The sequence below is a fragment of the Candidatus Pelagibacter bacterium nBUS_49 genome, from assembly GCF_051200925.1.
In the GTDB taxonomy this organism is placed as follows: domain Bacteria; phylum Pseudomonadota; class Alphaproteobacteria; order Pelagibacterales; family Pelagibacteraceae; genus Pelagibacter.
Genome location: NZ_CP172837.1, coordinates 1,126,842 through 1,152,059, shown reverse-complemented (window position 1 = coordinate 1,152,059; position 25,218 = coordinate 1,126,842). Strand labels below are relative to the sequence as shown.

Here is a 25,218-nt window from a genome sequence, read left to right as displayed (position 1 = left end):
TAAGTTATGAAAAATCCTAGGAAATTAAGGATTTTATGGTTTATATCTTAAATTATGACTAAAAATTTAGATTCTGAGGGTTTGCAGTCCATAGCTGAAAATTATGATCTTTTTTATATAGATCTATGGGGAGTAATGCACAATGGCATAGAACTTTATGAAGGTGCAATTTATACTCTTAAAAGATTATTAGAGATAAATAAAAATTTTGTTTTATTAACAAACGCGCCAAGACCCATTCAGCCAGTTCAAGTATTTTTAGAAAAAATGGGTATGGAAGAAAAGTATAGAAACAAAGTTTTTACCTCTGGAGAAGCATCACTTAACTATCTTAAAAAGTTTTATCCTCAAAAAAAATTTTATCATATTGGTCCACCTAAAGATTTTGATTTATTCAATGACTTTAGAGACAATAAATCCAAAGAAATTAATGAAAGCCATTATCTTTTATGCACTGGTTTATTTGATGATTATGATCAGGATTTAAATTATTATAAAGATTTATTAGAAAATCATATTGATAAAAAAATGATTTGTACAAATCCGGATTTAATAGTTGATAAAGGAAATGAAAGAGAGTTGTGTGCGGGATCGGTTGCTATGGTATTTGAAAAAATAGGTGGAGAGGTAGTGTACTTTGGTAAACCCTATCCAGAAGTTTATAATCAATCAACAGACAACAAAAATAAAAAAATTTTATCAATTGGAGACAATCTAAATACAGATATCAAAGGTGCAAATCTTTTAAATTATGACTCTTTATTAATTTCAAATGGAGTGCATAAAAATGAAATAAAAGATAATGGAATAGAAAAAGTATCAAAACAATACGAGTCTATTGTAAACTTCATACAGTCAGATTTAAAATGGTAAGATTGTATAAAAATTTTAATATTAATAAAAATCATAAAGGATCAATAATTTTAATTGGAAATTTTGATGGGGTACATTTGGGCCATCAAAAATTATTTAAGTTAGCCAAATCATATAAAAAAAAACATGACTTAAAAATTGGTGTGATAAATTTTAACCCAATGCCAAAAATGTTTTTTAACAAATCCTTAAAAAATTTTAGATTGTCCAGTATTGACCAAAAAATAAATTTATTAAATAATCTTGGAGTTGATTTTATTGTAACAAAAAAATTTGATAAAATTTTTTCAAAAACAAAATCAATTAATTTTATAAAAAATATTTTGTCAAATAAATTAAAGGCAAAATTTATATTCGTTAGTAATAATTTTAGATTTGGAAATAAAAGAGAAGGAGATGTAAAATTTCTAATTCAAAATGAACAAAAGTATAATTATCAAGTTATTAAACCAAAACCACTTTTGATTAATAAAAAAATTGTTTCATCTTCTTTAATTAGAAATTATTTAGAAAATGGATATCTAGAAAGAGCTAATAAATTATTAGATAGAAAATGGTCTATTGAAGGAATGGTTCAAAAGGGTAGACAAGTTGGAAAAAAAATTGGATTTCCAACATGTAACATAGATATAAATGATTATGTGTTAGCTAAACTAGGCGTATATGCAGTAAGAGTTTTAAGAAAAAATAATCTTAAAATTTTAAAAGGGATAGCAAATCTTGGTTATAGACCAACATTTAATCAAAAAAAAATCTTACTAGAGGTTCATTTGTTTAATTTTTCTGGAAATCTTTATAATAAGCACTTATCAGTTGAGTTTTTAAAATTTATAAGAAAAGAGAAAAAATTTAAAAATATTAATAAGTTAAAATCTCAAATTAAATTAGATTTAAAAATAGCAAAGAGAGCATAATGAGTAATTCACAAATTAACCTTCCAAAAACAGCTTTTTCTATGAAGGCTAATTTACCAATAAGAGAGCCAGAAATTCTAGAATACTGGAAAAAAATAAATTTATATCAAGAGCTTAGAAAATCCAGCAAAGGTAAAGAAAAGTTTGTTTTACATGATGGTCCTCCGTATGCAAATGGCAATATTCATATGGGGACTGCTTTAAATAAAATTTTAAAAGATATCATAGTTAAATTCCATCAAATGGATGGAAAGGACTCAATCTACGTTCCGGGATGGGATTGTCATGGTTTGCCAATTGAGTGGAAAATAGAAGAGCAATATAAAAAAAATAAAAAAAATAAAAATGAAGTTCCAATAGTTGAATTTAGAAAAGAATGCAGATCATTTGCTGAAAAATGGATTGAGGTTCATAAAGGACAATTCAAACGACTGGGGGTTATAGGTGACTGGGAAAATTATTACTCTACAATGAGTTATGATGCAGAAGCTCAAATTGTAAGAGAATTAGGAAAATTTTTAAAAGAAGGCAGTCTATACAGAGGGTTTAAACCTGTTTTATGGTCTACAGTTGAAAAAACAGCACTTGCTGATGCTGAAGTTGAATATCAGGATCATAAGTCAGATACTATTTATACATCTTTCCCAGTAAAATCATCTAATCTGAAAGAGCTTGAAGGAAGTGAGATTATTATTTGGACAACAACTCCATGGACCATACCTGCTAACAAAGCTTTAGCTTATAATGAATCTCTAGATTATGTATTGATTCAATTAAATGATGATGGTGATTTTAAAAATCGAAAGATAGTTATAGCAGAAACTTTATTAGATTCGGTTATAAAAGAATGCTCATTAAAAGATTATAAAGAAATTAAAAAATTTAAAGGAAAAGATTTTAAAGACACAATTTGTTATCATCCTTTTTTCAATTTGGGATATGAATATGATATTCCAATGTTGGAGGCAAGATTTGTAACAACAGAACAGGGAACGGGTATTGTGCATTGTGCGCCAAGTCATGGTCCTGACGATTTTAATTTGTGTCTGAATCATGGAATTAAAGCGATTGAAACAGTTGATGGTGATGGAAAATATACTAAGAATGTTCATTTATTTGAGGGCAATCATATTTTTAAAGCCAATCCAATTGTTATTGAAAAACTTAAAGAACAAAAAAATTTATTGGCAAATGGCGAACTAACACACTCTTACCCTCATTCATGGAGATCTAAGGCTCCATTGGTTCACAGAGCGACTCCACAATGGTTTATATCAATGGAAAGTCACAAATTGAGAGAGACAGCTTTAAAGGCTTTGGACGAAACAACTTTTTATCCTAGCAAAGGAAAAGAAAGATTAAAATCAATGATTGAAACCAGACCCGACTGGTGTGTATCAAGACAGAGAGTTTGGGGAGTTCCGCTTCCAATTTTTGTAAATAAAAAAACTAAAGAAATATTAGTTGATGATGAGGTAAATGAAAATATTGCAAATATTTATGAAAAAGAAGGCTCTGATTGTTGGTTTTCAGATGACCCACAAAGATTTTTAGGGAAAAAATATAAGTCAGAAGAGTATGAAAAGTTAAGTGACATTGTTGAAGTATGGTTTGATAGTGGATCTACCCATTCATTTGTTTTAGAGAAAAGAGAAGATTTAAAATGGCCTGCATCCATGTACCTTGAAGGTTCAGATCAACATAGAGGATGGTTCCATTCATCTTTACTCGAGTCTTGTGGAACAAGAGGAAAAGCTCCATTCGAGTCAATCTTATCGCATGGTTTTGTTGTTGATGGAAAAGGATTAAAAATGTCTAAATCTCTTGGAAATGTAATAGCACCTGAAGATATTTTAAAAAAATATGGTGCTGATATTTTAAGAATTTGGGTAGCTTCATCTAACTATGCAGAAGATTTAAGAATTGATCACTCAATCTTAGATCAACACGCTGACTCTTACAGGAAGATTAGAAACACTTTTAGATATTTGCTTGGAAATCTGAATGATAATTTTGATGAGATTGATTTAGAAAAAATAAATTTATCTGATCTACCTGAATTGGAACAATTTATGCTTCATAAAGTTTATTCTTTGAATGAAAACTTTAAAAATTATTTTAACAATTATGATTTTCACAATCTATACAAAGAGTTATTAAATTTTTGTACTGTAGATTTATCAGCATTTTATTTTGATATTCGAAAAGACTCTTTATATTGTGATTCTAAAGACTCTAAAAAAAGACAATCAACAATAATTTTATTAAATGTTATTCTAAATTCACTATTAAGATGGTTTGCTCCTATTCTATCTTTTACTACAGAAGAAATATATAGGCTGATAATGAATGATGATAAAAGTATTCATTTAACAAAATTTTTAGATTTTCCAAAAAGTTTTAGAAATGAAAATTTAAATCAAAAATGGTTAGAGCTTATTAAAATTAGGAATGCCTGTAATATCAGCATTGAAGAAAAGAGAGCTAGTAAAGAAATTGGGTCAAGTTTAGAGGCAAGTTTAAAAATTAATTTGGATAAAAAATTTAATGATATTTCCAAAGATGTAGATTTTTCAGAACTTTGCATTACATCGAACGCAGAGGTGTCTTATTTAGAAAACTCCGAAACAAAAGTTGAAACTACCAAGGCCGCAGGTTCAAAATGTCAATTATGCTGGAAAATTACTAAGGATGCGTGTTCACGAAAAACTTGTCCACAAAACTTTGAATGATATCTAAGTTTATAAATAAAAATTTTTACATCGATTTTTCAATAGTAATATCAGTTTATTTTATTGATAGACTAACAAAAATGTTTGTTATTCAGTTGGATAAAAATAATCTTGGATCAGATATCTTTAATTCTACATATTTAAACATTGTTTTAATTTGGAATAAAGGAATTGCATTTGGTCTACTTTCTTTTAACGAGGACTACCTGTATAATATTTTAAGTGTAATAATTTCAATGATAGTTGTCGTGCTAGTCATTATGTCAATAAAAAGCCAGGGCTTCAAAAGATACTCGTTACTAATGGTAATTGGTGGTGCATTAGGAAATTTACACGACAGAATTTTTTTTAAAGCCGTTCCTGATTTTATAGATTTTCATATTGGAAGTTTTCATTGGTTTATTTTTAATGTATCGGATATATTTATTACATTTGGTATAATATCCTTGATTGTGTTAGAGATTTCATCAAATAAAGAAGAAAAATATGAGTAAATATAGAGTTACTTTTTTTTTGAGTTTTTTAATTTTTCTCAGTAGTTGCGCTGTAGTTAAAGAAGGTTTTAAGTCTCCTAAACAAAAAACAAGCGATGAGTTTTTAGTTGAAAAAAAATCACCACTAATAATGCCACCTAATTTTAATGAGTTACCCCTACCAGAATCTAGTATTCAAAAAAACAAAGAAGACGATAATACAATTGAAAGCCTAGTATCAAAATCAGAAAATAAAACTATTGAAAATAAAGAAAATAAAAAGCAGAGTCTTGAAAAAAGCATCTTAGAAAAGATTAAATAATAATGCTTACCTCAAATATTCTTTTTAAAAATTTTAGAGAAAAGAAAAAAAATCTAAAACTAACCAAAAAATTATACTCACTTTTGAAAGATAAAAATGAAGTTCTAAAATCATTGAGTAAAAACTATAAAGATAGTTTTGATAAAAAATTTTTGAACAAATTTAAGAAAAATAATGATTTTAGAGTTATAGGAATGGGCGGATCAACTTTGGGAACTCAAACTATCTATCAATTTTTAAATAAAAAAATAAAAAAAAATTTTTCATTTATTGATAACTTAAATATAGAAAATAATAATAACAATAAAAAAGTAAATTTAATAATATCTAAATCTGGAAATACAATTGAGACTGTTGTAAATACAAATTTATTAGTTAATAGAAAAGATAAAAATATTTTTATAACTGAAAACAAAAAAAGTTCACTTCATCTTTTAGCTGAAAAATTAAAATCAGACATTATTCATCATAATAATTTTATAGGAGGAAGATATTCTGTTCTTTCAGAAGTTGGAATGCTACCTGCGGAACTTATGGGTCTAAATTCTAAAAAATTTAGATGCCTCAATAGTTTGATTAAGAATAAAAAATTTCTAAATACTTTAATTTTCAACGTAAACTCAATAATTTATTTTGCTAAAAATAAAAAATATAATTCAGTAATCATTAATTATGATCAGAAATCAGAAAATTTATTCAATTGGTATCAACAACTCGTAGCCGAAAGTTTAGGTAAGAAAAAAAAAGGGATCCTACCAATAGTTTCAAACATGCCAAAAGATAATCATAGCGTGATGCAGTTATATTTAGATGGTTTTAATAATAATTTTTTTACATTTTTTTATGTAAAAGAAAAAAATACTCCTAAAATAAATAATCATAAATTATTATCATCAGAAAAGTATCTTAAAGGAAAAAGTCTGGACACAATTTTATATGCTCAAAAAAAAGCAACAGAAAATGTTTTTATAAAAAAAAAAATTCCTTTTAGAAGTTTTGAAATTAAAAAACGAGATGAAAAAAGTCTAGGAGAATTATTTTGTTTTTTTATTCTCGAAACAATTTTGTTAGGCAAAGCTTTAAAATTAAATCCTTATGACCAACCTGCTGTTGAGTTAATCAAAATTGAAACAAAAAAATTATTAACTTAAGTAAATTAAAAATATTATTTTTGATATTCCATATTTTTTTTCTTCAATAATTTTAAAACCCTTTGGCAAAGTGTCTATTTCTTTTTTGTGCCTATGAATTATAATTACTCCAGATTTCTTTAGAATTTCCGCTTCTTTTATGTGATTGAGCACAGTTTCTAAATTCTTATCTTTATATGGTGGGTCGAGAAAAATTAGATCAAATCTATCATTAAATTTAGAGAAAGTACTTTTGTCATAGATATTTTTTTCAAATATTTCATAAATATGAGAATTAATACTTAAGAGATTTTTTTTTAGAATAGGTAAAACGCCATTGTAATTTTCAACAAAAATTACTTTCCGAGCCTCTCTTGATAAGCATTCAATCCCAAATGAACCAACACCAGAAAATAAATCAAGTATTACCAACTCTTTTAAATTTATATTAAATTTTTTTGAGTGGTTTATGATATTGAAAATCAATTCTTTTGTTAAATCTTTTAAAGGTCTTGTTTTGATATCTTTAGGATCAAGAATTTTTTTTCCTTTAAAAATACCTGAAATAATTCTCATTATTCAATTACTTTATGACCTATATCTTTCCTATAAAAACCACCTTGCCAGTCTAACTCATTTAATCTTTTATAAATCATTTGTCTTGCATTAGTAAATTCATCTGAAAGTGCAACAAAATTTAAAACTCTTCCACCAATTGCATATGTCTTACCTTCTTTTTTTAATGATCCTGCGTGAAATATATATTCTTGTTTATCAAGTTTTATTTTTTCAAGATTTTTGATTTCTACACTTTTTTCAAAAGAGTCAGGGTATCCATTTGAACACAACACCACACATAAACTTTTTTTATTTGACCATTTAATTTCAAATTTATCTAATTTTTTTTCACAACAGGCTAAAAAAATATCAAGCAAATCAGTTTTTAATTTTGGAAGTATTGTTTGACATTCTGGGTCGCCCATTCTTACATTGTACTCAATTAGATATGGTTCATTATTTACTATCATCAATCCAGCATATAAAAATCCTTTATATTCACTACCTAATTCTGTTAAAGCTTTTAAAGTCGGTTTTATAATTCTATCAATAATTTTATTTTCTAATTCCTCATTCATCAATCTAGAAGGGGAGTAAGCACCCATCCCTCCAGTATTTTTTCCTTTATCGCCATCCATAACTCTTTTGTGATCTTGAGCTGAACCAAAATATTTAAAATTATTACCATCATTTATTGTAAAATAGCTCATTTCTTCTCCATCTAAAAATTCTTCAATTAGTAAATTTTTAGCTTCACCAAATTTACCATTAAAAATTTCTTCAATGGCAATATCAGCTTCATCTTCATTTGAGCAAATATATACCCCTTTTCCTGATGCCAAATTATCTGCCTTAATAACAGTTGGAAAGTTTGTTTTTTTTAAAAATTTTTTTGAGTCTTCTCTATTTTGAAAAATACCAAATTTTGCTGTTGGAATATTGTATTTTTCACAAATTTGTTTAGTAAATATTTTAGAACCTTCTAATTGTGAGGCCACTGTATTTGGCCCAAATACTTTGATATTAAATTGTTCAAGATAATCTGCCAATCCATTCACCAAAGGCTTTTCAGGTCCAATTACAATTAGATCAATTTTTTCTTCAATAATAAAATTTTTCAGATATTCAAAATTATCCAAATCTAGATTTACATTTTTTGCAATCTCTTCTGTGCCAGCATTTCCTGGAAAACAATAAATTTGGTTTATCTTTTGTGACTTTTTAAGACTTTTGCAGATTGCATGCTCTCTACCACCACTTCCTATTATTCCAACTTTCATATAAAAGTATATAAACTAAAAATGAACAAAAAAGCAAAATTAAAATATTTACCCAATAATTTTCAAATTCTTGAGGAAGGAGATTACGTTGAGTGTGCTGTGTCAGGAAAAAAAATTATTCTTGAAAATTTAAATTACTGGAATGTCGATAAGCAGGAGCCATATTTTTCATATAAAGAAGCTTTCAAAAAAAGAGAAGAGCTTAATAAAAAATAATTTTTATTTCCATCGGTTATGTGACCAAATCCATTGTGTAGGATTTTTAAGTATCATTTCTTCAATAATAACATTCAATTTACTTGTAATATCTTTGATTGAGTCACTTTTTAAAAAATTGATTGGTTTACTAATTTTAATTTTAAAATTAGTATCGTTTACTCTCTCAATAAAGATTGGAACAATGGGCATATCAAATTTTTTTGCTAATTGAGCGGGTATAGTAGTTGTATAAGCTTCTTGATTAAAAAAGTTAACTTTTTTACCCTCTGAAACTCTCTGATCAATCATAAGTGCAATTGAGTAGTTATTTCTCTGAAATTTAATTAATTCTCTTGTTCCAGCAATACCTTTTTTTATTTGATTCCTGCAAATGTATTTTTTTCTTATTTTTTCCATTATTCTATTTAGAAAAATATTGTTTAATGGACGATAAATTGCTGACAATTCAATGCCTGCTTTTTCTATCTGCATGGCCATTAACTCAAAGTTGCTAAAATGCCCAGAAATAAAGACAACAGGCTTATTAGATTTTTTAATTTCATCAAGAATCTCTTGACCAACTATTTCAATTTTAGAGTCAATTTTTTCAAATCTAAAATCCTTAATAAACATGTATTCTGCAAAAACTCTTCCATAGTTATTCCACATTAACTTTGTTAATTTTTTTATCTCAACAGAGTTATTTTTAGGAAAAGCTTTTTTAATATTTGTGTGGATTAATTTTTTAGATCGAAAAACTGGACCAATAATTTCAAATAATTTACCACCGATTTTTGAAGATATTTTAAATCCAAATATTTTAAATAAAGAAAAAAAAAATATTATAAATAAAAATTGAAAAAAATATTTAATTAGTTTCATTGCTTTTTATTATTGTATTAATCAATTTTTTTTCATCAATTATTTTTAGTGTAGATTTTATAAATTTTATTTCTTTAGGCTTGTAATTTTCTAACCTTAAATAGTCTTTTTCTGTAGTAATTATTTTACTTTTCAAAACATTTGCTTGATCTATTATTTGCTCAATATCACGATCTGTATATTCATAATGATCAGGAAATTCTATATCTTTTGAAATATTCAATCCATATTCTTTAATCATGGAAATAAATGTTTCATGATTTCCAATACCAGAAAAAGCTAAGTAATTATCATTTTTATCAAACTCATGTAAATTTAATGGTTGGTATATCCCAACATGAATATTAATGTTTGGGTTAATTTTAAGAATATCTTTTTTAATATCAGATAAATACTTGTTGTTTCCATTTATAAATATGTGCTGATATTTTTTAAGGTTTTTTATACTTTCTCTTAAAGGTCCAGCCGGGATAGTCAGACCATTGCCTACCCAGTTCAAATTATTAAAACAAACAAAATTAATGTCACATTTTAATGTGTGATCCTGCAAACCATCGTCTAAAATTGCTACGTCAAACTTCTCATTCTCAGCTTGATTAATTGCATCAATTCTTTTGAAAGAGGAAAATACTTTGCCTCTTTTTTCTAATATTTTTTTTTCATCTATTTGACTATTATAAAATTTTTTTATGAAACAAGACCTGATATTATTAGAATTTAATATCTCATTTATTTTGATGCTTAGAGAAGTTTTTCCAGTTCCTCCAATATAAATATTTCCAATACAAATAGTTTTAATTTTAAATTTTTGTTTTTTGATTTTTACTAACAATTTAACTGAATTTATAATTTGTAATATATAGGCTAATGGTTGTAAGCAATAAGCGTAGATATTTGGTTTTTTATAATCCCAAAATTTAGGTTTTTTTAAATTCATCTTTAATTAGATAATCTAATTCTTTTATAGTTTTTGTTAGAATTCTTCTTCCAATTTTCTTTATCTTATTACCATTAGCTTTACTCGGATTAAAGTTTATTGATGTAGCTAATTTTTTATATGAATTTATTAAACTAGAAATTTGTAGTGACCTTAATAATTTATAAACATCCTTAAAATTATCGATATTTGGACCATGAAAAATTTTAGCTCCATATCTTGCTGCCTCTAAAGGGTTTTGACCACCTTTTTTTACAATAGAGCCACCTATAAAAACTGAATGACTCATCTTATGAAATTTTTTTGTTTCCCCAAATGTATCAACTAAGTAAATATCAGTATCTTTTAATTTAATATTTTTTGAACTATGTGTGATGACTTTCAATTTGAGATTTTTAATTTCTTGCATAATTTTTTTAGCTCTGTGTACATGCCGTGGAATAATTATTGTAACTAAGTTTTTAAATTTCTTTTTAAGTTCTATGTGAACTTTTGCACAAAAAACTTCTTCATTTGCATGTGTGCTTGAAGCTACCCAAATTTTTTTATTTTTAAATTGTAATTCAAGCTGATGATTGATTTTATCTTGATTTTTATTTTCTGTTTCAGCAAATTTTAAATTTCCAATTACATTTATTTTTTTAACTTTTAATTTCTTTAAATATTTTTTTGTCTCAAGATTTTGTGGGAACGCAACAGAGATTTTACTAAATATAAATTTACTAAATTTTTTAATTTTCATCCATCTGATGAATGTTTTTTTAGTTATTCTGGCATTTAGTAGAACTAGTGGTATTTTTAAATTATCAAGTGTTTTAAACATACAAGGCCATATTTCAGAGTCTATAAATATAGCTATATCAGGTCTCCAATATTTTAAAAATTTATTAGTAAAAAAAAAATAATCTACAGGATAAAATTGATGGATAGTTTTTTTAAATTTAAATTTAAGCAAAACTTTTGAAGAACTTAAAGTGCTTGATGTAATAAGAATTTGATTTACTGATTTGTCTTTTTCATATTTTTTTATAACAGGTATAACGCTTAATATCTCACCAACACTGGCTCCATGAAACCAAATTAATTTACCCTTAACTCTTTTTTTTGAAAAGATACTAAATTTTTCTACAAATCTTTTTTTATCCTCTTTATTTTTTATAATTCTAAAAAATATTATTACTGGAGAGATTAATATGAGAATTGTTAAAAAGATTTGATATAAAAAAAACATATTTATTTTTGAATTTGTTTTTCATAAAAGTTTTTATAGACCTCAGATTTCATTAATAGCTCATTATGTTTACCAGAATTAGCAATTTTTCCCTTATCCATTACATATATTGTATCTGAATTAAGAATTGTTGATAACCTATGTGCAATTACAATAGTAGTTTTATCTAAAGTTAACTGATTCAACGCTTTTTGAATTTTTTCTTCTGTATCAGAGTCTAGCGATGATGTTGCCTCATCTAACAATACTATTTTACTTTTTTTTAAGATAGCTCTTGCTATTGATAATCTTTGTTTTTCACCACCAGATAATTTTACTCCATTTTCTCCAATCATAGTTTCAAATTTATTCTCTAAATTGTCTATAAAATCATCACACATTGATTGTTTGGCAGCTTCAAAAACTTCTTCATTACTAGCTTCTGGTCTGGCATATTTAATATTGTTTAAAACTGTATCATCAAATAAAGTTGTATTTTGGTCCACTATAGATATTTGGCTTCTGAGTGATGCCAAATTAAATTTTGATATATCTTGATTATCTAAAAGAATTTTACCATCATTAGGGTCATAAATTCTTGGTATCATGTTTAATAAAGTTGATTTACCAGATCCACTATGTCCAACTAGAGCTGTCATTTTGCCACCACTAAATCTTGCATTAATGTTTTGAAGAACCTTGTTTTTCAGATTAGATTTGTAAGAAAAGTTGACATTTTCAAAAGCAATATTTCCTCTAGAAATATCTAAATTATCTTTATTTTCATTTAAGCTAATTTCATTTTTAATATCTATTATTGGAAGAATTCTTTCTGCAGCAGAAAAACCCTGTGATATGATAATATTAACTTTTGTTAACGTCTTTACAGGTTGATAAGCCAGCATCATAGCTGCAAGAAATGAAAAAAAATTGTTAATAGCTAACTCACCGCTTATTATTAATTTTCCAGAATAAAATATTAAGGCGGCAATCATTATACCTGTTAACATTTCCATTACTGGTGTGGATCTAATATACACAGCAGCTATTTTTGCAGACTTTTCCTTTAAGTTTGTTACAAATTTCTCTGATCTATTTTCTTCGAAATTTTCTCTTTGAAAAATTTTAATTACTTTATGATTTTTAAATAGGTCAATTAAATATCTATTTAAATCTCCAGATTTTTCTTGTGCTTGAGTTGATATTTTGCTCATTCTTTTGCCTAGAATTTTTGCAGTAATTGAAGCAAGAGGTACCATAATTAATGCAATCAAAGATAACTTCCAGTTTTGAACAAACATTACACAAAGTAAACCTATTAATGTAAGACCATCTTTGAAAATACTCAAATATGCTTCAGATAACATTCTTGTAATTTGATCTACATCAAAATTTAAATTAGAAATATATTTTCCTGAATGTTTACTTTCTATAATTTCAGTATCTGACTTAATTAATGATTTTAGCATATCTGTTTTTAAAATTTTTTTAACTTCCTCAGATACATTAATCATAATTAATTTTGCAAAATAAAGAGAAATACCTTTGGAGCTAAAAGCAATAATAATTGCTAGCGGGATTAATATAATCAAAGTTTGATCTTTGTTGATGAATATTTTCTCAATTGCTGGATCTAAAAGCCATGCTGTTGCAGAGGTGCTTCCTGCAACAATTATAGAAAATAGAGCAGCTAATAAAATTTTACCAATATATCTATTAGTGTACTCTAGATATAGTCTTTTAAATATTTTTGATTTTTTCATTTTATTTAAATTAATTTTCCAACAAGAATATTGATAAACATTATTAATCCTAAAAAATTGTTACTTTTAAATTTATACAAACAGTCGATAGATAAATTGGTATTTAATTTATAAACTTGAAATATTATTAATTGTGAAATGGGAATAATCATAAATAGAAAATAATAGATACTAAACTTCATTAATATCCCAACTAAAAAAAAGGATAAAATGAATAAAGAATATGAAAATAATAAAAATTTTTTTGGATCATTTTTAAATTTAATTGAAGTTGATTTTACTCCTATTATTTCATCATCTTTAATATCTTGAAATCCATAAATTGTGTCGTAACCTAGTGTCCAAAATATGGCTCCTAGATAAAATATAATTGGTATTATTGAAATTTCATTGGCAATTGAAATCCAAGCCAAAATTAACCCATAATTAAATGTAATCCCCAAAAATAATTGAGGCCAATAAGTAATTCTTTTCATTAAGGGGTAAGTAAAAGCTAAAGGCATTGAGATTAAAGCCATTAAAATTGTAAAGTTGTTAAAATTAATTAATACTAAAAATGCAATTGCACATAAAATTAAGGCATAACTAGATGCGAGTTTTATAGATACTTTGCCTGAAGCGATCGGTCTGTTTTTAGTTCTTTCAACTTCTTTATCAAAATTTTTATCCGCTATATCGTTTACTATACATCCTGCTGATCTCATCAAAATTGAGCCAGAAAGAAAAAGTGCAGAATAAAAAAAATATATTTTTAAATCTGAATTAAAATCATAAACAATTGTAAGCCCCCATAAGCATGGCCAAAATAATAGCATAAAGCCAATTGGTCTTTTTAATCTTGTAAGTTCAATAAATAACTTTATTTGGTTCATAATTTACTTGTAAATAACAAAGGCTAGATTCATAATCAAACTGATTCGCATGAATATAGATTATACAGTTACAGCCCTTATGTTTCCGGCTATCCCTCTATTAATGAGCATCTATAGCAATAGATTTCATTCTCTTAGCAAGCTTATTAGAGAGCTACACGATGAGCATGTTTATGAAAATCATGTACCTCATGAATGGAAAAAACAATTTATAAATTTAAGCGGTAGAATTACGCTATTAAGATGGACAATTATGTTTGCTGCTTTTGGATTTTTGTTCAATATGATGACTGTTCTTGGTCTTTACTTAAATGAAATATTCATTGCTAGATTAATTTTTGGTTCTTGTTGTTTATCTATGATCATCTCAATACTTTTTTTTATAAGAGAAATTCATATTTCAACCAATGCTTTAAAACTACATATGGCTGATATGGATGTAGACGTTAACTAGGAATAATAACTGCAGGCCCAAGAATTTTTCTTCCCTCTAAATCTTGGTGAGCCTGAACTACTTCATCTAATTTGTATTTTTTAAATATTTTTATTTTTACTTTCCCAGAACTAATTTTTTCAAACATAACTTTTGATGCTTCATCTAGCTCTTCTTTAGTTGATAAGTATTGTTGCATTGCAGGTCTTACAAGATACAGGCCTTTTGGTTGAAGCATTTTAGGGACGTTTATATCTGATAATGGTCCTGATGCGTTTCCAAATGAAACCATCATTCCTCTTGTTGCTAAACACTCGATTGATCCATCTAAAGTGTCTTTACCAACACCGTCGTACACAACTGGAACACCTTTACCATCTGTGATCTCTAAAACTCTTTTTGCAAAGTCCTCTTTATTATAATTGATCACATAATCGTAACCATTTTCTTTTGCTATATTTATTTTTTCATCTGATCCAACAGTACCTATAACTGTACAGCCTAAACTTTTAGCCCATTGCCCAAATATTTGACCAACTCCTCCTGCTGCAGCATGATATAAAATTGTTTGTCCTGATTTTACAGGAAACGTTTTATGTAATAGATAAAATGTAGTTAAACCCTTTGTCATTAAAGTAGCAGCAATTTCTAAATCAATATCTTCTGGTACTTTTACAAGATTTTTTGTTGGGTAATTTCTGTGAGTTGAATAAGATCCTAGTGGAATACCTGCATAAGATATTTTATCACCAACTTTAAAGTCTTTTACGTTGTCTCCAACATCAGTAATAATGCCCGCACCTTCTAAACCTAAACCAATCGGTAGTTTTAATGGGTACAAACCTGATCTATGGTAAGTGTCTATATAATTAAGACCAATAGCTTTTTGCTCAATTGTTACTTCGTTAGGCTCTGGTTTATCTAAAGTAATATTTTTAAGTTCTAAAACTTCAGGTCCACCTGTTTTGTTAATTTCTACAGCTTTCATAATTTATTTTACAAATGTATCATTATGATAATCTTGAACTGCTTGCAAGATTTCAGCTTTAGTATTCATTACAAAGGGCCCACCTCTTGCAATTTCTTCATTAATTGGCTTTCCTGAAATCAGTAAAAACTTAGCATCTGATTTAGCTTTTACAGTTAGATCTTCACCTTTAGTTAACAGTAGCAAAGTACTATCTTTAACATTGTCATGTTTATTTTTGCCAATTTCGATTTCACCATTAATCAAATAAATAAAACTATTATGAGTAGATGGTAATTTAAAATTGAACTCTTTATCTTTATTTAGCTCAACATCAAAATAAACTGGTTCAACGTTATGACCTTTTACAGGACCTTCAGCATTTTCAAATTTTCCAGCTATGACTTTGACTTGTTTGTCACTATCATTATGAATGCTCATTTTATTTGCATCAATATAAATATATTCAGGCTTACTCATTTTTAATTTAGCAGGCATATTTACCCATAATTGAAAACCATGAAGTTTACCTTCTTTCATTGCAGGCATTTCAGAGTGGATTATTCCACTTCCTGTTTTCATCCACTGAACATCTCCCGCAGTCATTCTACCTTCACCACCAGTGCTATCTTTATGTTCAAAATCCCCAGCTAACATATAAGTAACTGTTTCAATTCCTCTATGAGGGTGGGGCGGAAAACCTGCGATATAATCTTCACTATTTTCAGATCCAAATTCATCTAACATTAAAAATGGATCAAAGTAGTTTGGTTCAACACCAATACTTCTTTTTAATTTTACTCCAGCCCCATCAGATGCTGGAATAGGGTCAATAATTTTACTTACTTCAATATTCAACATTTAATTTCCTAACTTTTTATCAAGACTAAAGTCTTTAGCTCCATTAACAACAAGAAATAAAAATCCTCCAGCAAGACCAATGTTTTTCATAAATGAAATAAAGTGCATTTGATCACTTAAATCACTATGAAAAATAATCGCAGTAGCTATACAAAATACACTCAGCAAAGCTGCTGAAATTTTAACTTTATATCCTGCTATTATTAGTATTGAAGCACCGATTTCTAATATGATTGCTGGGATTAAAAAAATACCAGGCATGCCTGATGACTCCATCCAACCAACAGTTCCTTCATAGTTTCCAATTTTATTTATTCCACTTAATAAAAAAATAAGTGAGATAAAAAATCTTGCTACAAAATCCAATATGTTTGTCATAATTTATTTATTATGAGAACCATCACAGAATGGCGCATTGTTAGTTTGTTTACACGCACAGAAAAACATTTTTTTTGTTTCTTTTGCCTTGTATGCCAATGGAGTAAACTCAGTTCCTTTATGTGATCCATCACAAAATGGTTGTTTTTTTGATTGTCCACATGAACACCAATAATAAGATTTATCTTTTTCAACTTCCACTGCAATTGGTCCATTGCCAGCACTCTGTCCTTTAGTCATATTTACCCTTTCGATTAGTTTGGAACATAACTAATGATTTGTTACAAATTATGCAAGTACGCAAAATAATCATACTAGTATTTAAAAACATACCTTGATAATTAAAATAAAATAGTTATTTAAGTGACATGAAAGAATTAATTAATTGCCCAGCTGAAAGAGCTATATATTTTCTTGGTGGTAAGTGGAAAATAAGAATTCTATTTACACTGTTTCACAATAAGACAATAAGATTTAATGAGTTAAAAAAAGTATTAAAAACTATCACTCAACAAATGTTATCTAAGCAACTTAAAGAGTTGGAAACTGATGGCATTGTTAATAGAAAAGTTCATCAAGTAGTACCTCCAAAAGTTGAATATTCACTTACAGAATTTGGCTTATCAGTAATTCCTATTTTGAAATCTTTTTCTGATTGGAATAAAAGAAATACTAGAACTATCTCATTAAAACTTAATAAAAACTTTGAAGAAAACAGAATAAGATAAAGCTTATTCTTTTGACAACATTGTTTATTTGTGATTATATTGATTAGCGCTGATTTAAGTTAAATTGCAGAGCGCTTTAAAAATCCTGCTAAAGCGACACTTCAACCACCGCTTTAGCCGGTGGTTTTTTTTTGAAATTTTCTCAAATTAAAATCGGGTATTTGAACCGTATTGTGCGCCCAGCATTTTGCTAAAGCACTAAAAAGGAGAGAAGAGCTAATTTTTACCCTCTTTGGTTAATTAGTTTCTTTTCTCCAAATTAATGGAGGGAAGAGCTATTTCAAAATAAATTGATTTGATTTGTATCAAAGTTTTAGCCTCTTAACTCTGTATTGGAGAAAAAATGAAAACAAATATACTAAAAGAAAGATTAGATAAAGGACCGGTAATTTGTGCTGAAGGTTTTTTATTTGAAATTGAAAGACGAGGCTACATGGCATCTGGAGAATTTGTGCCAATGGTTTCATTAGATCATCCTGAAGTTCTTGAAAATTTACATAGAGAATTTCAACACGCAGGATCAGATATTGTTGAAGCATTTACTTATAATGGTCATAGAGAAAAGATGCGAGTTATAGGTAAAGAAGAATTATTAGAACCACTTAATAGATCTGCTTTGAAAATTGCAAAAAAAGTTGCTTTAGATACACCCAAAGGATCTCAACCAAACTTAATGGCAGGAAATATTTCTAATTCAAATATTTGGAAAGAAGATGACAAACAAGCTCAAAAGGTAGTCGAAGGTATGTTTTCCGAAATGATTGGTTGGGCAGTTGACGAAGGTGCTGACATGTTGATTGGTGAGACTTTTTATTATGCTGAAGAAGCTTTCAAAGCTCTTGAAGTAATGAAGAAAGCTAATCTTCCAACTGTACTAACAATTTCTCCAATGGGTGAAAACAAAATGAGAGATGGAAAGTCTGTAGTAGATACATGTAAAGAATTGGAACAGAGAGGTGCAGATGTTGTAGGTTTAAATTGTTTTAGAGGACCAGCAACAATGTTGCCGTTCTTAAAAGAGATTAGAAAAGCAGTTAAATGTCATGTCGGTGCTTTACCAATTCCTTATAGAACCAATGAAAAATTTCCAACTTTTTTTAATTTACCTGATAGAGATGATTGTGGTTGTCCTTCACCTCATGGAAGAACATTTCCTACAGCTCTGGATCCACATTTTTGTAATAGATATGAAATAGGTCAATTTGCAAAATGGGCAAATATTTTAGGCATACATTACCTGGGTGTTTGTTGTGGTGCTAACCCAATGTTAATAAGGGAAGTAGCGGAATCTGTTGGTTTAAAGGTACCTGCAAGTAAATACAGAGAGAATATGGAAAATCATTTTATGTACGGAAAAAATAAAAGAATTCCAAAACATATGACAGATTATGGAGATAAGGCATAACTTTAATTAGAGCTTATGTTGGGTAACAAATCTAGTAAGTTTTTGATTTCTAACTTTGGTTGGAAATCAAGATTATCAAAAATATTATTATTTCTGTTTACCCAAATAGAATTATAACCATAGTTTCCTCCACCTGATACATCCCAAGTGTTGGCACTTAAAAATGCAACTTCATTTTTTTGAATTTGATATTTTTTTATTGGAAGTTCGTAAACTTTTGAGTCTGGTTTATAAATTTGAATTTCTTCTACTGAAAAAAGATCATCAAATAGATTATCTAATTTATTACTTTTAACTAATTGATTAAGAAGAGCAGGTGTACCATTTGAAAGAATAGCAAGTTTTAATTTTTTTTCTTTAAGTGATCTTAAAACTTCAGGCACTTCTTCAAAAGGTGATAAAGTTTTATAAAGATCCAATAATTCATTTCTCATTGAAGAATCTATCTCAAATGCTTTCATAGATTTACCCAAGCTATCTTCAGTTACTTGCCAAAAGTCTTTATGTCTTTTCATCAAACTTCTAAGCCAAGTATATTCTAGTTGAGTTGTCCTCCAATAATTTGCAAAACCTTCCCACTTATTACCAATTTTTTCTTTACATTTTTCTGCTGCTGAATTGACATCAAATAATGTGCCATATGCATCAAAAATTATTGCTTTAATATTTTTCATAATTAAACTTATCTTAATGAGTAATATTAGATTATTTTATAGTGAAAGTTTATCACTTAATTTAACAGCTACACTTGATAAATCACAATCTCATTATGTGAGTAAAGTAATGCGAGTTAAAGAAAACGAAGTTTTTTCTTTATTTAACAGTAGTGGAGAGTGGGAAGCAAAAATTTTAAGTATTTCTAAAAGTATTGTTGAATTTAGTATTACCAATCAATTGAGACAAAAAAAAACTCCAAAGAATTATGGCTTGCTTTTTCACCCATTAAATCAAACTATTTTAATTTTATGATTCAAAAAGCAACAGAGTTAGGTGTTACAAAGTTTTTGCCCATAATATTTGATCGAACTATTGTTCGTAAGATTAATAAAGATAGAGTTGAAAAAGTCATTATTGAAGCAACCGAACAATCTAATCGAATTAATGTTCCTTTAATCGAAGACCCTCAATCTTTGGAATCTTTTTTGAAAAATAAAAACATGGATTTAATATTCACAGATTTAAACTCAAAAAATAATAAAATTGATACAGATCAAATAACGTCTAAACCAACTTGTGTAATAATTGGACCGGAGGGAGACTTTTCTGAATTGGAAAGAGAGCAGATTCTTACATTTGAGGGTGTTCAACCAATTAAAATTAATGAAAACATACTTAGATCGGAAACAGCTGTAATTTCAGCTTTATCGATCATAAATTACGCAATAAATTGATATTTTGTCGCGAAAAGTAAAGTGTAATTTTACAAAAGACGAACTATATAGTGTCTACAAATGAAAAAAATTTTATACATATTTCTAACTATTTTTTATTCATCAAACGCACTTGCTAATCAACCTAAGGATTGGCAGTTAGGTTTTCAAGACGCTGCATCCCAGACAATGAGAGAGATAGTTAATTTTCATGATAATTTGTTACTACCTATTATAATTGCAATCAGTGTCTTTGTATTATTTTTGATGATTTACGTGTCTATTAGATTTAGAGCTTCAAGAAACCCAAATCCATCAAAGACAACACATAATGTTGCAATTGAAGTGTTGTGGACTTTAATTCCATGCTTAATTCTAATTGTTATAGCAGTACCATCTTTCAAAATTCTTTACAAACAAGATACTATTCCAAAAGCAGATGTTACGGTTAAGGCTATAGGTTACCAGTGGTATTGGGGCTACGAATATCCAGATGAAAATATTATTTTTGATTCATACATGATTGAGACAAAAGACTTAAAAGAAAATCAACCAAGACTACTGTCAGTAGATCATGAAGTTGTTGTTCCAGTTAATAAAGTAGTTAAGGTTTTAATTACAGCAAATGATGTTTTACATGCTTGGGCATTACCATCTTTTGGTGTTAAGAGAGATGCAGTGCCAGGAAGAATTAATGAAACATGGTTTAAAGCTGAAAAAGTTGGAACTTACTATGGACAATGTTCTGAGCTTTGTGGAATTAAACATGCGTTTATGCCAATTACTGTAAGAGTTGTATCAGAACCAGATTATGCAGAATGGCTAACAGGAGCAAAAATTAAATTTGCAAAAGAACCATTATTAGAAAATGAAAATATAAAACTAGCGAGCAACTAATATGTACACACAAACAGCATCACACGACGATCATCATACACCAACTGGTTGGAAGCGTTGGGCTTATTCAACTAATCATAAAGACATTGGAACAATGTACTTAATATTCGCAATTGTTGCAGGTGTTATCGGTACTGCGTTTTCAGTTTTAATGAGAATGGAATTGATGCATCCTGGTGACGGGATTTTAGGTGGTAATTATCATTTATATAATGTGTTGGTTACTGGCCATGGTTTGATCATGATTTTCTTTATGGTGATGCCTGCAATGATTGGTGGTTTTGGTAACTGGTTTGTACCTATTATGATTGGTGCACCTGACATGGCTTTTCCACGAATGAACAATATTTCGTTTTGGTTATTACCCACTTCATTTATTTTATTAATACTTTCAATATTTATGGATGGCCCTCCAGGTCAAACAGGAGTTGGGGGTGGATGGACTATTTATCCTCCTTTATCATCTAAGGCAGGTCAACCGGGACCTGCAATGGATTTTGCAATTTTAAGTTTACACTTAGCAGGAGCTTCATCAATTTTAGGTGCAGTTAACTTTATTACGACTATCTTAAATATGAGAACTCCAGGAATGACATTACATAAAATGCCATTGTTTGCTTGGTCTATTTTAGTTACAGCTTTCTTACTGTTACTTTCATTACCAGTTTTAGCAGGTGCAATCACAATGCTTTTAACTGACAGAAATTTTGGTACCGCCTTTTTTGATGCACAAACAGGAGGGGATCCCGTCCTCTTCCAGCATTTATTTTGGTTCTTTGGTCACCCAGAAGTTTATATTTTAATTTTACCAGGTTTTGGAATGATCAGTCATATTGTTTCTACATTTTCAAAAAAACCAGTATTTGGTTATTTAGGTATGGCCTATGCTATGGTTGCAATTGGTATTGTTGGTTTTGTTGTATGGGCTCACCATATGTATACAGTGGGCTTAAGTACAGATACTAAAGCTTACTTCTTGGCAGCAACAATGATTATTGCGGTTCCAACAGGAATTAAAATATTTTCATGGATTGCAACGATGTGGGGTGGGTCTATCTCATTTAAAACACCTATGGTGTGGGCATTAGGTTTTATCTTTTTATTTACAGTTGGTGGGGTAACAGGAGTTGTTCTTGCAAACGCAGGTGTTGATACTGCAATGCATGATACTTATTACGTTGTTGCTCACTTCCATTATGTATTATCTCTAGGTGCAGTTTTTGCAATCTTTGCAGGTTTTTATTATTGGTTTGGTAAAATGTCTGGATATGAATATTCAGAATTTTTAGGCCAATTACATTTTTGGTTAACTTTTATTGGAGTTAATTTAGTATTCTTTCCACAACACTTTTTAGGATTGGCTGGAATGCCTAGAAGATATGCAGATTATCCAGATGCTTTTGCGGGCTGGAACTACATATCATCAATTGGATCTTACATTTCAGTAATTGGTCTTGCAGTATTTTTTGCAAATCTTATTTGGGCTTTTTCAAAGAAAAAAGTAGCAGCTCAAAATCCATGGGGAGAAGGCGCAACAACTTTAGAATGGACAGTTCCATCGCCACCTAATTTTCATACTTTTGAAGAGTTACCAAAGTTTGAAGATGAAGAGGGTATTGAAAAATCTACTAGCTAATATTTATTTAGATTTTTTAACTTAGAACCGATGATTAAGACTAAATTAAAGAATAGAAATCTAAGTCAGGAAGACGTCTTCAATTTTTCTGAACTCTTTAAATTGATGAAGCCAAGAGTAATGTCGTTGGTTATCTTTACTTGTGCCGTAGGATTATTGATGGCACCAAATGTTATTTCAACAAAAGATGCAATTATTGGAATTATTCTTGTATCTATTGGTGCTGGAGCAGCAGGTGCATTGAACATGTGGTACGAGTCCGATTTAGATGCTCTGATGACACGAACTTGTTTAAGACCTATACCAACTGGTAAAGTTAATAAAAATCAAGCTTTGGTTTTTGGTGTTGCACTTTCAATATTTTCAGTAATTGCACTAGATTTTTTTGCTAATAGAATATCGGCTAGCTTACTACTATTTACTATTCTGTTTTATGTGTTGATTTATACAGTTTGGTTAAAGAGAAAAACTCCACAAAACATAGTAATTGGTGGAGCGGCAGGCGCATTACCACCAGTTATAGGGTGGGCCATAGCAACTAATTCTTTATCATTAGAGCCTATTACATTCTTTTTAATCATTTTCTTTTGGACGCCATCTCATTTTTGGGCGCTGAGCCTTTATAAATCAGATGACTATAAAAAAGCTAAAATCCCAATGCTTCCATTAACAAATGGCATTGAAAGCACCAAGTTAAATATTTTTATCTATTCTTTAATTATGATTCCTATAATTATAATGCCATATGCAATTAATTTTGTTGGATTAGTTTTTTTAATCCCATCTTTAATTTTAACTTTTTATTATAATTTTTTATGTTTTGATCTTTATAAATTTAAGAAAAATAAATTTAATGCAAAAAAAGCAAAATCTATATTTGGATATTCTATTTTATATTTATTTCTGATATTTGTTCTTTTTTTAATAGATAAGATTTTATGATAACACCTGACAAAAAAACTAAGAAGAAAAATATTTTAACTGCTGTAGCAATTTTGGCATTTATGGTATTTCTATTTGTATTTACTTTATACAACGTTGGAGTTTTTGATAGACAGTTATGATTAAGAAAAAAACTTTAACACCAGTATTACTTGGGGGTATATTTTTTCTTATGCTTGGACTTTCTTTTGCGGCAGTTCCACTTTATGACATGTTCTGCCGTATTACAGGATTTGGTGGAACTACCCAGGTCTCTAAAGAAGCACCAGACATAGTTTTAGACAAAATAGTAAGTGTTAGATTTGATACCAATGTGAATAATCTTACTTGGGACTTTAAAGCTAAATCAAATGTAATTGATGTAAAAGTTGGCCAAGTAAACAGAATTGAGTTTGAGGTTCAAAATTATGGTGATGAAACTACTTATGGAGTTGCTAGTTTCAATGTTTCACCATCAAGTTTTGGAAAATATTATAATAAATTAGGTTGTTTTTGCTTTGAAAAACAAGAACTTAAAGCAGGGGAAAAAGCAACTTATGTGATGACTTTTTATTTAGATCCTGAGCTCGTCAATGATCCAACTACAAAAAACTTACAAGATGTAACTATGTCGTACACTTTTTTCTCGACAGATTACTATAAACAATCATAATCACGAAAAATGTCAGCTGAAAAAAAACACGATTACCACTTAGTAGATCCAAGCCCTTGGCCTATCTATGTTTCATTTTCTTGCTTAGTGCTAGCAATTGGAACAATATTTTATATGCATAATGATGTTTCATGGGGAATGTATCTAGGATTAGCTTTAGTTTTATATGGTGCTTATATGTGGTTTAGAGATGTTGTAATAGAAGCAGAACATCAAGGTCATCATACACCTGTTGTTCAAATTCATCATAGATATGGCATGACTTTGTTCATAGCATCTGAGGTTATGTTCTTTGTTGCGTGGTTTTGGGCTTACTTCGATATTAGTTTATTTCCTAATGAATTTGTTGGAAACGTTTGGCCACCAAAAGATATTGAAACATTCGATCCATGGGATATACCATTAATCAATACATTGGTTTTACTTCTTTCAGGAACGACTGTTACATGGGCTCATCACTCATTAATAGAGGGTGATAGAAAAGGGTTTATACAAGGTTTAACATTAACAGTTATTTTAGGTTTCTTTTTCACTTTACTTCAAGCCTATGAATATCATCATGCTACTTTTGATTACTCTGGACATATTTATGGAGCTGTATTCTATATGGCAACAGGTTTTCACGGATTTCATGTAATAATTGGAACAATATTTTTAGCTGTTTGTCTTGCTAGAGCTAAAAAAGGACACTTTACCAAAGATCATCATTTTGGATTTGAAGCAGCTGCATGGTACTGGCATTTTGTAGATGTAGTTTGGTTGTTTTTATTTGCAGCAATATACGTTTGGGGAAGTTAATAATTAA

At 28.6% G+C, this 25,218-nt stretch carries 30 protein-coding genes and 1 riboswitch; of the genes, 18 read left to right on the top strand and 12 right to left on the bottom strand.

What is annotated here, in order from left to right; genetic code table 11:
• Positions 1 to 54 precede the first annotated feature (54 nt).
• From ACIJYF_RS06335 to ACIJYF_RS06310, 6 genes are read left to right on the top strand one after another with little or no spacing between them, the layout of a single operon-like run.
• Entirely contained in the window at positions 55 to 873 is an 819-nt protein-coding gene (locus tag ACIJYF_RS06335; protein WP_435116155.1) for a TIGR01459 family HAD-type hydrolase, read from the top strand.
• The gene (locus ACIJYF_RS06330; RefSeq protein ID WP_435116153.1) at positions 867 to 1,787 is read left to right on the top strand and encodes a bifunctional riboflavin kinase/FAD synthetase; all 921 of its coding nucleotides are present in this window, start codon (positions 867 to 869) and stop codon (positions 1,785 to 1,787) included. The genes ACIJYF_RS06335 and ACIJYF_RS06330 overlap by 7 nt, the downstream gene beginning before the upstream one ends.
• Positions 1,787 to 4,519, top strand: coding sequence for an isoleucine--tRNA ligase (gene ileS, locus ACIJYF_RS06325; RefSeq protein ID WP_435116151.1), 2,733 nt, complete (start codon positions 1,787 to 1,789; stop codon positions 4,517 to 4,519). Before ACIJYF_RS06330 ends, ileS begins: the two co-directional genes overlap by 1 nt.
• Positions 4,516 to 5,013 (top strand): signal peptidase II, encoded by a 498-nt coding sequence (lspA, locus tag ACIJYF_RS06320; RefSeq protein ID WP_435116149.1) that lies wholly within the window; start codon positions 4,516 to 4,518, stop codon positions 5,011 to 5,013. The genes ileS and lspA overlap by 4 nt, the downstream gene beginning before the upstream one ends.
• Complete coding sequence (locus ACIJYF_RS06315) at positions 5,006 to 5,314, top strand: DUF3035 domain-containing protein (RefSeq protein ID WP_435116147.1); 309 nt, start codon at positions 5,006 to 5,008, stop codon at positions 5,312 to 5,314. Before lspA ends, ACIJYF_RS06315 begins: the two co-directional genes overlap by 8 nt.
• A gap of 2 nt (positions 5,315 to 5,316) precedes the next feature.
• Entirely contained in the window at positions 5,317 to 6,465 is a 1,149-nt protein-coding gene (locus ACIJYF_RS06310) for a glucose-6-phosphate isomerase (RefSeq protein ID WP_435116145.1), read from the top strand.
• Here ACIJYF_RS06310 and rsmD read toward each other — a convergent pair.
• Together rsmD and purD are read right to left on the bottom strand one after the other, a co-directional pair.
• Complete coding sequence (gene rsmD / locus ACIJYF_RS06305) at positions 6,457 to 7,020, bottom strand: 16S rRNA (guanine(966)-N(2))-methyltransferase RsmD (RefSeq protein ID WP_435116143.1); 564 nt, start codon at positions 7,018 to 7,020, stop codon at positions 6,457 to 6,459. The genes ACIJYF_RS06310 and rsmD overlap by 9 nt on opposite strands.
• Positions 7,020 to 8,282 carry a phosphoribosylamine--glycine ligase gene (gene purD / locus ACIJYF_RS06300; RefSeq protein ID WP_435116141.1) on the bottom strand — a complete coding sequence of 421 codons (1,263 nt, stop codon included), beginning with the start codon at positions 8,280 to 8,282 and terminating at the stop codon, positions 7,020 to 7,022. The genes rsmD and purD overlap by 1 nt, the downstream gene beginning before the upstream one ends.
• A 21-nt stretch (positions 8,283 to 8,303) precedes the next feature.
• Here purD and ACIJYF_RS06295 point away from each other — a divergent pair, with 21 nt between their 5' ends.
• Positions 8,304 to 8,498 (top strand): DUF2093 domain-containing protein, encoded by a 195-nt coding sequence (locus tag ACIJYF_RS06295; protein WP_435116139.1) that lies wholly within the window; start codon positions 8,304 to 8,306, stop codon positions 8,496 to 8,498.
• A gap of 3 nt (positions 8,499 to 8,501) precedes the next feature.
• Here the strand turns inward: ACIJYF_RS06295 and ACIJYF_RS06290 are convergent, their stop codons facing one another.
• Genes ACIJYF_RS06290 through ubiA form a run of 5 tightly spaced genes read right to left on the bottom strand, consistent with a single transcriptional unit; the run spans position 8,502 to position 14,144 of the window.
• The gene (locus ACIJYF_RS06290) at positions 8,502 to 9,362 is read right to left on the bottom strand and encodes a lysophospholipid acyltransferase family protein (protein ID WP_435116138.1); all 861 of its coding nucleotides are present in this window, start codon (positions 9,360 to 9,362) and stop codon (positions 8,502 to 8,504) included.
• The gene (lpxK, locus tag ACIJYF_RS06285; RefSeq protein WP_435116136.1) at positions 9,349 to 10,299 is read right to left on the bottom strand and encodes a tetraacyldisaccharide 4'-kinase; all 951 of its coding nucleotides are present in this window, start codon (positions 10,297 to 10,299) and stop codon (positions 9,349 to 9,351) included. Before lpxK ends, ACIJYF_RS06290 begins: the two co-directional genes overlap by 14 nt.
• Positions 10,280 to 11,530: a 3-deoxy-D-manno-octulosonic acid transferase gene (locus tag ACIJYF_RS06280; protein WP_435116134.1), complete on the bottom strand. Its 1,251-nt coding sequence runs from the start codon at positions 11,528 to 11,530 to the stop codon at positions 10,280 to 10,282. Before ACIJYF_RS06280 ends, lpxK begins: the two co-directional genes overlap by 20 nt.
• Before the next feature lie 2 nt (positions 11,531 to 11,532).
• Positions 11,533 to 13,272, bottom strand: a complete 1,740-nt coding sequence (locus ACIJYF_RS06275; RefSeq protein WP_435116132.1) for an ABC transporter ATP-binding protein — start codon at positions 13,270 to 13,272, stop codon at positions 11,533 to 11,535.
• A gap of 5 nt (positions 13,273 to 13,277) precedes the next feature.
• Positions 13,278 to 14,144, bottom strand: coding sequence for a 4-hydroxybenzoate octaprenyltransferase (gene ubiA / locus ACIJYF_RS06270; protein WP_435116130.1), 867 nt, complete (start codon positions 14,142 to 14,144; stop codon positions 13,278 to 13,280).
• A gap of 49 nt (positions 14,145 to 14,193) precedes the next feature.
• On the opposite strand from ubiA, the gene ACIJYF_RS06265 reads away from it, so the two are divergent.
• Positions 14,194 to 14,598, top strand: a complete 405-nt coding sequence (locus tag ACIJYF_RS06265; RefSeq protein WP_435116128.1) for a DUF2721 domain-containing protein — start codon at positions 14,194 to 14,196, stop codon at positions 14,596 to 14,598.
• Here ACIJYF_RS06265 and ACIJYF_RS06260 read toward each other — a convergent pair.
• The 4 genes from ACIJYF_RS06260 to ACIJYF_RS06245 are packed head-to-tail and all read right to left on the bottom strand — an operon-like array spanning position 14,591 to position 17,023.
• Positions 14,591 to 15,565 (bottom strand): quinone oxidoreductase family protein, encoded by a 975-nt coding sequence (locus ACIJYF_RS06260; protein WP_435116126.1) that lies wholly within the window; start codon positions 15,563 to 15,565, stop codon positions 14,591 to 14,593. The two genes, ACIJYF_RS06265 and ACIJYF_RS06260, sit on opposite strands and share 8 nt — an antisense overlap.
• Positions 15,566 to 15,568: 3 nt before the next feature.
• Positions 15,569 to 16,405, bottom strand: a complete 837-nt coding sequence (locus ACIJYF_RS06255; protein WP_435116124.1) for a pirin family protein — start codon at positions 16,403 to 16,405, stop codon at positions 15,569 to 15,571.
• Entirely contained in the window at positions 16,406 to 16,783 is a 378-nt protein-coding gene (locus ACIJYF_RS06250) for a DoxX family protein (RefSeq protein ID WP_435116122.1), read from the bottom strand.
• A 3-nt stretch (positions 16,784 to 16,786) separates the two neighbouring features.
• Complete coding sequence (locus ACIJYF_RS06245; RefSeq protein WP_435116120.1) at positions 16,787 to 17,023, bottom strand: CDGSH iron-sulfur domain-containing protein; 237 nt, start codon at positions 17,021 to 17,023, stop codon at positions 16,787 to 16,789.
• 128 nt (positions 17,024 to 17,151) lie between these two features.
• Between ACIJYF_RS06245 and ACIJYF_RS06240 the strand changes: the two genes are divergently transcribed.
• Both ACIJYF_RS06240 and ACIJYF_RS06235 read left to right on the top strand, forming a co-directional pair.
• Positions 17,152 to 17,511 carry a winged helix-turn-helix transcriptional regulator gene (locus tag ACIJYF_RS06240; protein WP_435116118.1) on the top strand — a complete coding sequence of 120 codons (360 nt, stop codon included), beginning with the start codon at positions 17,152 to 17,154 and terminating at the stop codon, positions 17,509 to 17,511.
• A 146-nt stretch (positions 17,512 to 17,657) separates the two neighbouring features.
• A riboswitch (SAM riboswitch) is annotated at positions 17,658 to 17,723 on the top strand.
• Between the two features lie 131 nt (positions 17,724 to 17,854).
• Positions 17,855 to 18,916 carry a homocysteine S-methyltransferase family protein gene (locus ACIJYF_RS06235; protein WP_435116116.1) on the top strand — a complete coding sequence of 354 codons (1,062 nt, stop codon included), beginning with the start codon at positions 17,855 to 17,857 and terminating at the stop codon, positions 18,914 to 18,916.
• Positions 18,917 to 18,918: 2 nt separating this feature from the next.
• Here the strand turns inward: ACIJYF_RS06235 and ACIJYF_RS06230 are convergent, their stop codons facing one another.
• Positions 18,919 to 19,590, bottom strand: coding sequence for a haloacid dehalogenase type II (locus ACIJYF_RS06230; protein WP_435116114.1), 672 nt, complete (start codon positions 19,588 to 19,590; stop codon positions 18,919 to 18,921).
• 16 nt (positions 19,591 to 19,606) lie between these two features.
• Between ACIJYF_RS06230 and ACIJYF_RS06225 the strand changes: the two genes are divergently transcribed.
• Genes ACIJYF_RS06225 through ACIJYF_RS06190 form a run of 8 tightly spaced genes read left to right on the top strand, consistent with a single transcriptional unit; the run spans position 19,607 to position 25,211 of the window.
• Positions 19,607 to 19,885, top strand: a complete 279-nt coding sequence (locus ACIJYF_RS06225; protein WP_435116112.1) for an RNA methyltransferase PUA domain-containing protein — start codon at positions 19,607 to 19,609, stop codon at positions 19,883 to 19,885.
• Positions 19,810 to 20,307, top strand: a complete 498-nt coding sequence (locus tag ACIJYF_RS06220; protein ID WP_435117995.1) for an RsmE family RNA methyltransferase — start codon at positions 19,810 to 19,812, stop codon at positions 20,305 to 20,307. Before ACIJYF_RS06225 ends, ACIJYF_RS06220 begins: the two co-directional genes overlap by 76 nt.
• Before the next feature lie 60 nt (positions 20,308 to 20,367).
• The gene (coxB, locus tag ACIJYF_RS06215; protein WP_435116110.1) at positions 20,368 to 21,183 is read left to right on the top strand and encodes a cytochrome c oxidase subunit II; all 816 of its coding nucleotides are present in this window, start codon (positions 20,368 to 20,370) and stop codon (positions 21,181 to 21,183) included.
• Position 21,184: 1 nt separating this feature from the next.
• Positions 21,185 to 22,819 carry a cytochrome c oxidase subunit I gene (gene ctaD, locus ACIJYF_RS06210; protein WP_435116108.1) on the top strand — a complete coding sequence of 545 codons (1,635 nt, stop codon included), beginning with the start codon at positions 21,185 to 21,187 and terminating at the stop codon, positions 22,817 to 22,819.
• A 30-nt stretch (positions 22,820 to 22,849) separates the two neighbouring features.
• Entirely contained in the window at positions 22,850 to 23,761 is a 912-nt protein-coding gene (cyoE, locus tag ACIJYF_RS06205; protein WP_435116106.1) for a heme o synthase, read from the top strand.
• Positions 23,758 to 23,883 (top strand): serine protease, encoded by a 126-nt coding sequence (locus tag ACIJYF_RS06200; protein WP_435116104.1) that lies wholly within the window; start codon positions 23,758 to 23,760, stop codon positions 23,881 to 23,883. Before cyoE ends, ACIJYF_RS06200 begins: the two co-directional genes overlap by 4 nt.
• The gene (locus ACIJYF_RS06195) at positions 23,880 to 24,413 is read left to right on the top strand and encodes a cytochrome c oxidase assembly protein (protein WP_435116102.1); all 534 of its coding nucleotides are present in this window, start codon (positions 23,880 to 23,882) and stop codon (positions 24,411 to 24,413) included. Before ACIJYF_RS06200 ends, ACIJYF_RS06195 begins: the two co-directional genes overlap by 4 nt.
• A gap of 9 nt (positions 24,414 to 24,422) precedes the next feature.
• Complete coding sequence (locus tag ACIJYF_RS06190) at positions 24,423 to 25,211, top strand: cytochrome c oxidase subunit 3 (protein WP_435116100.1); 789 nt, start codon at positions 24,423 to 24,425, stop codon at positions 25,209 to 25,211.
• Positions 25,212 to 25,218: the final 7 nt, after the last annotated feature.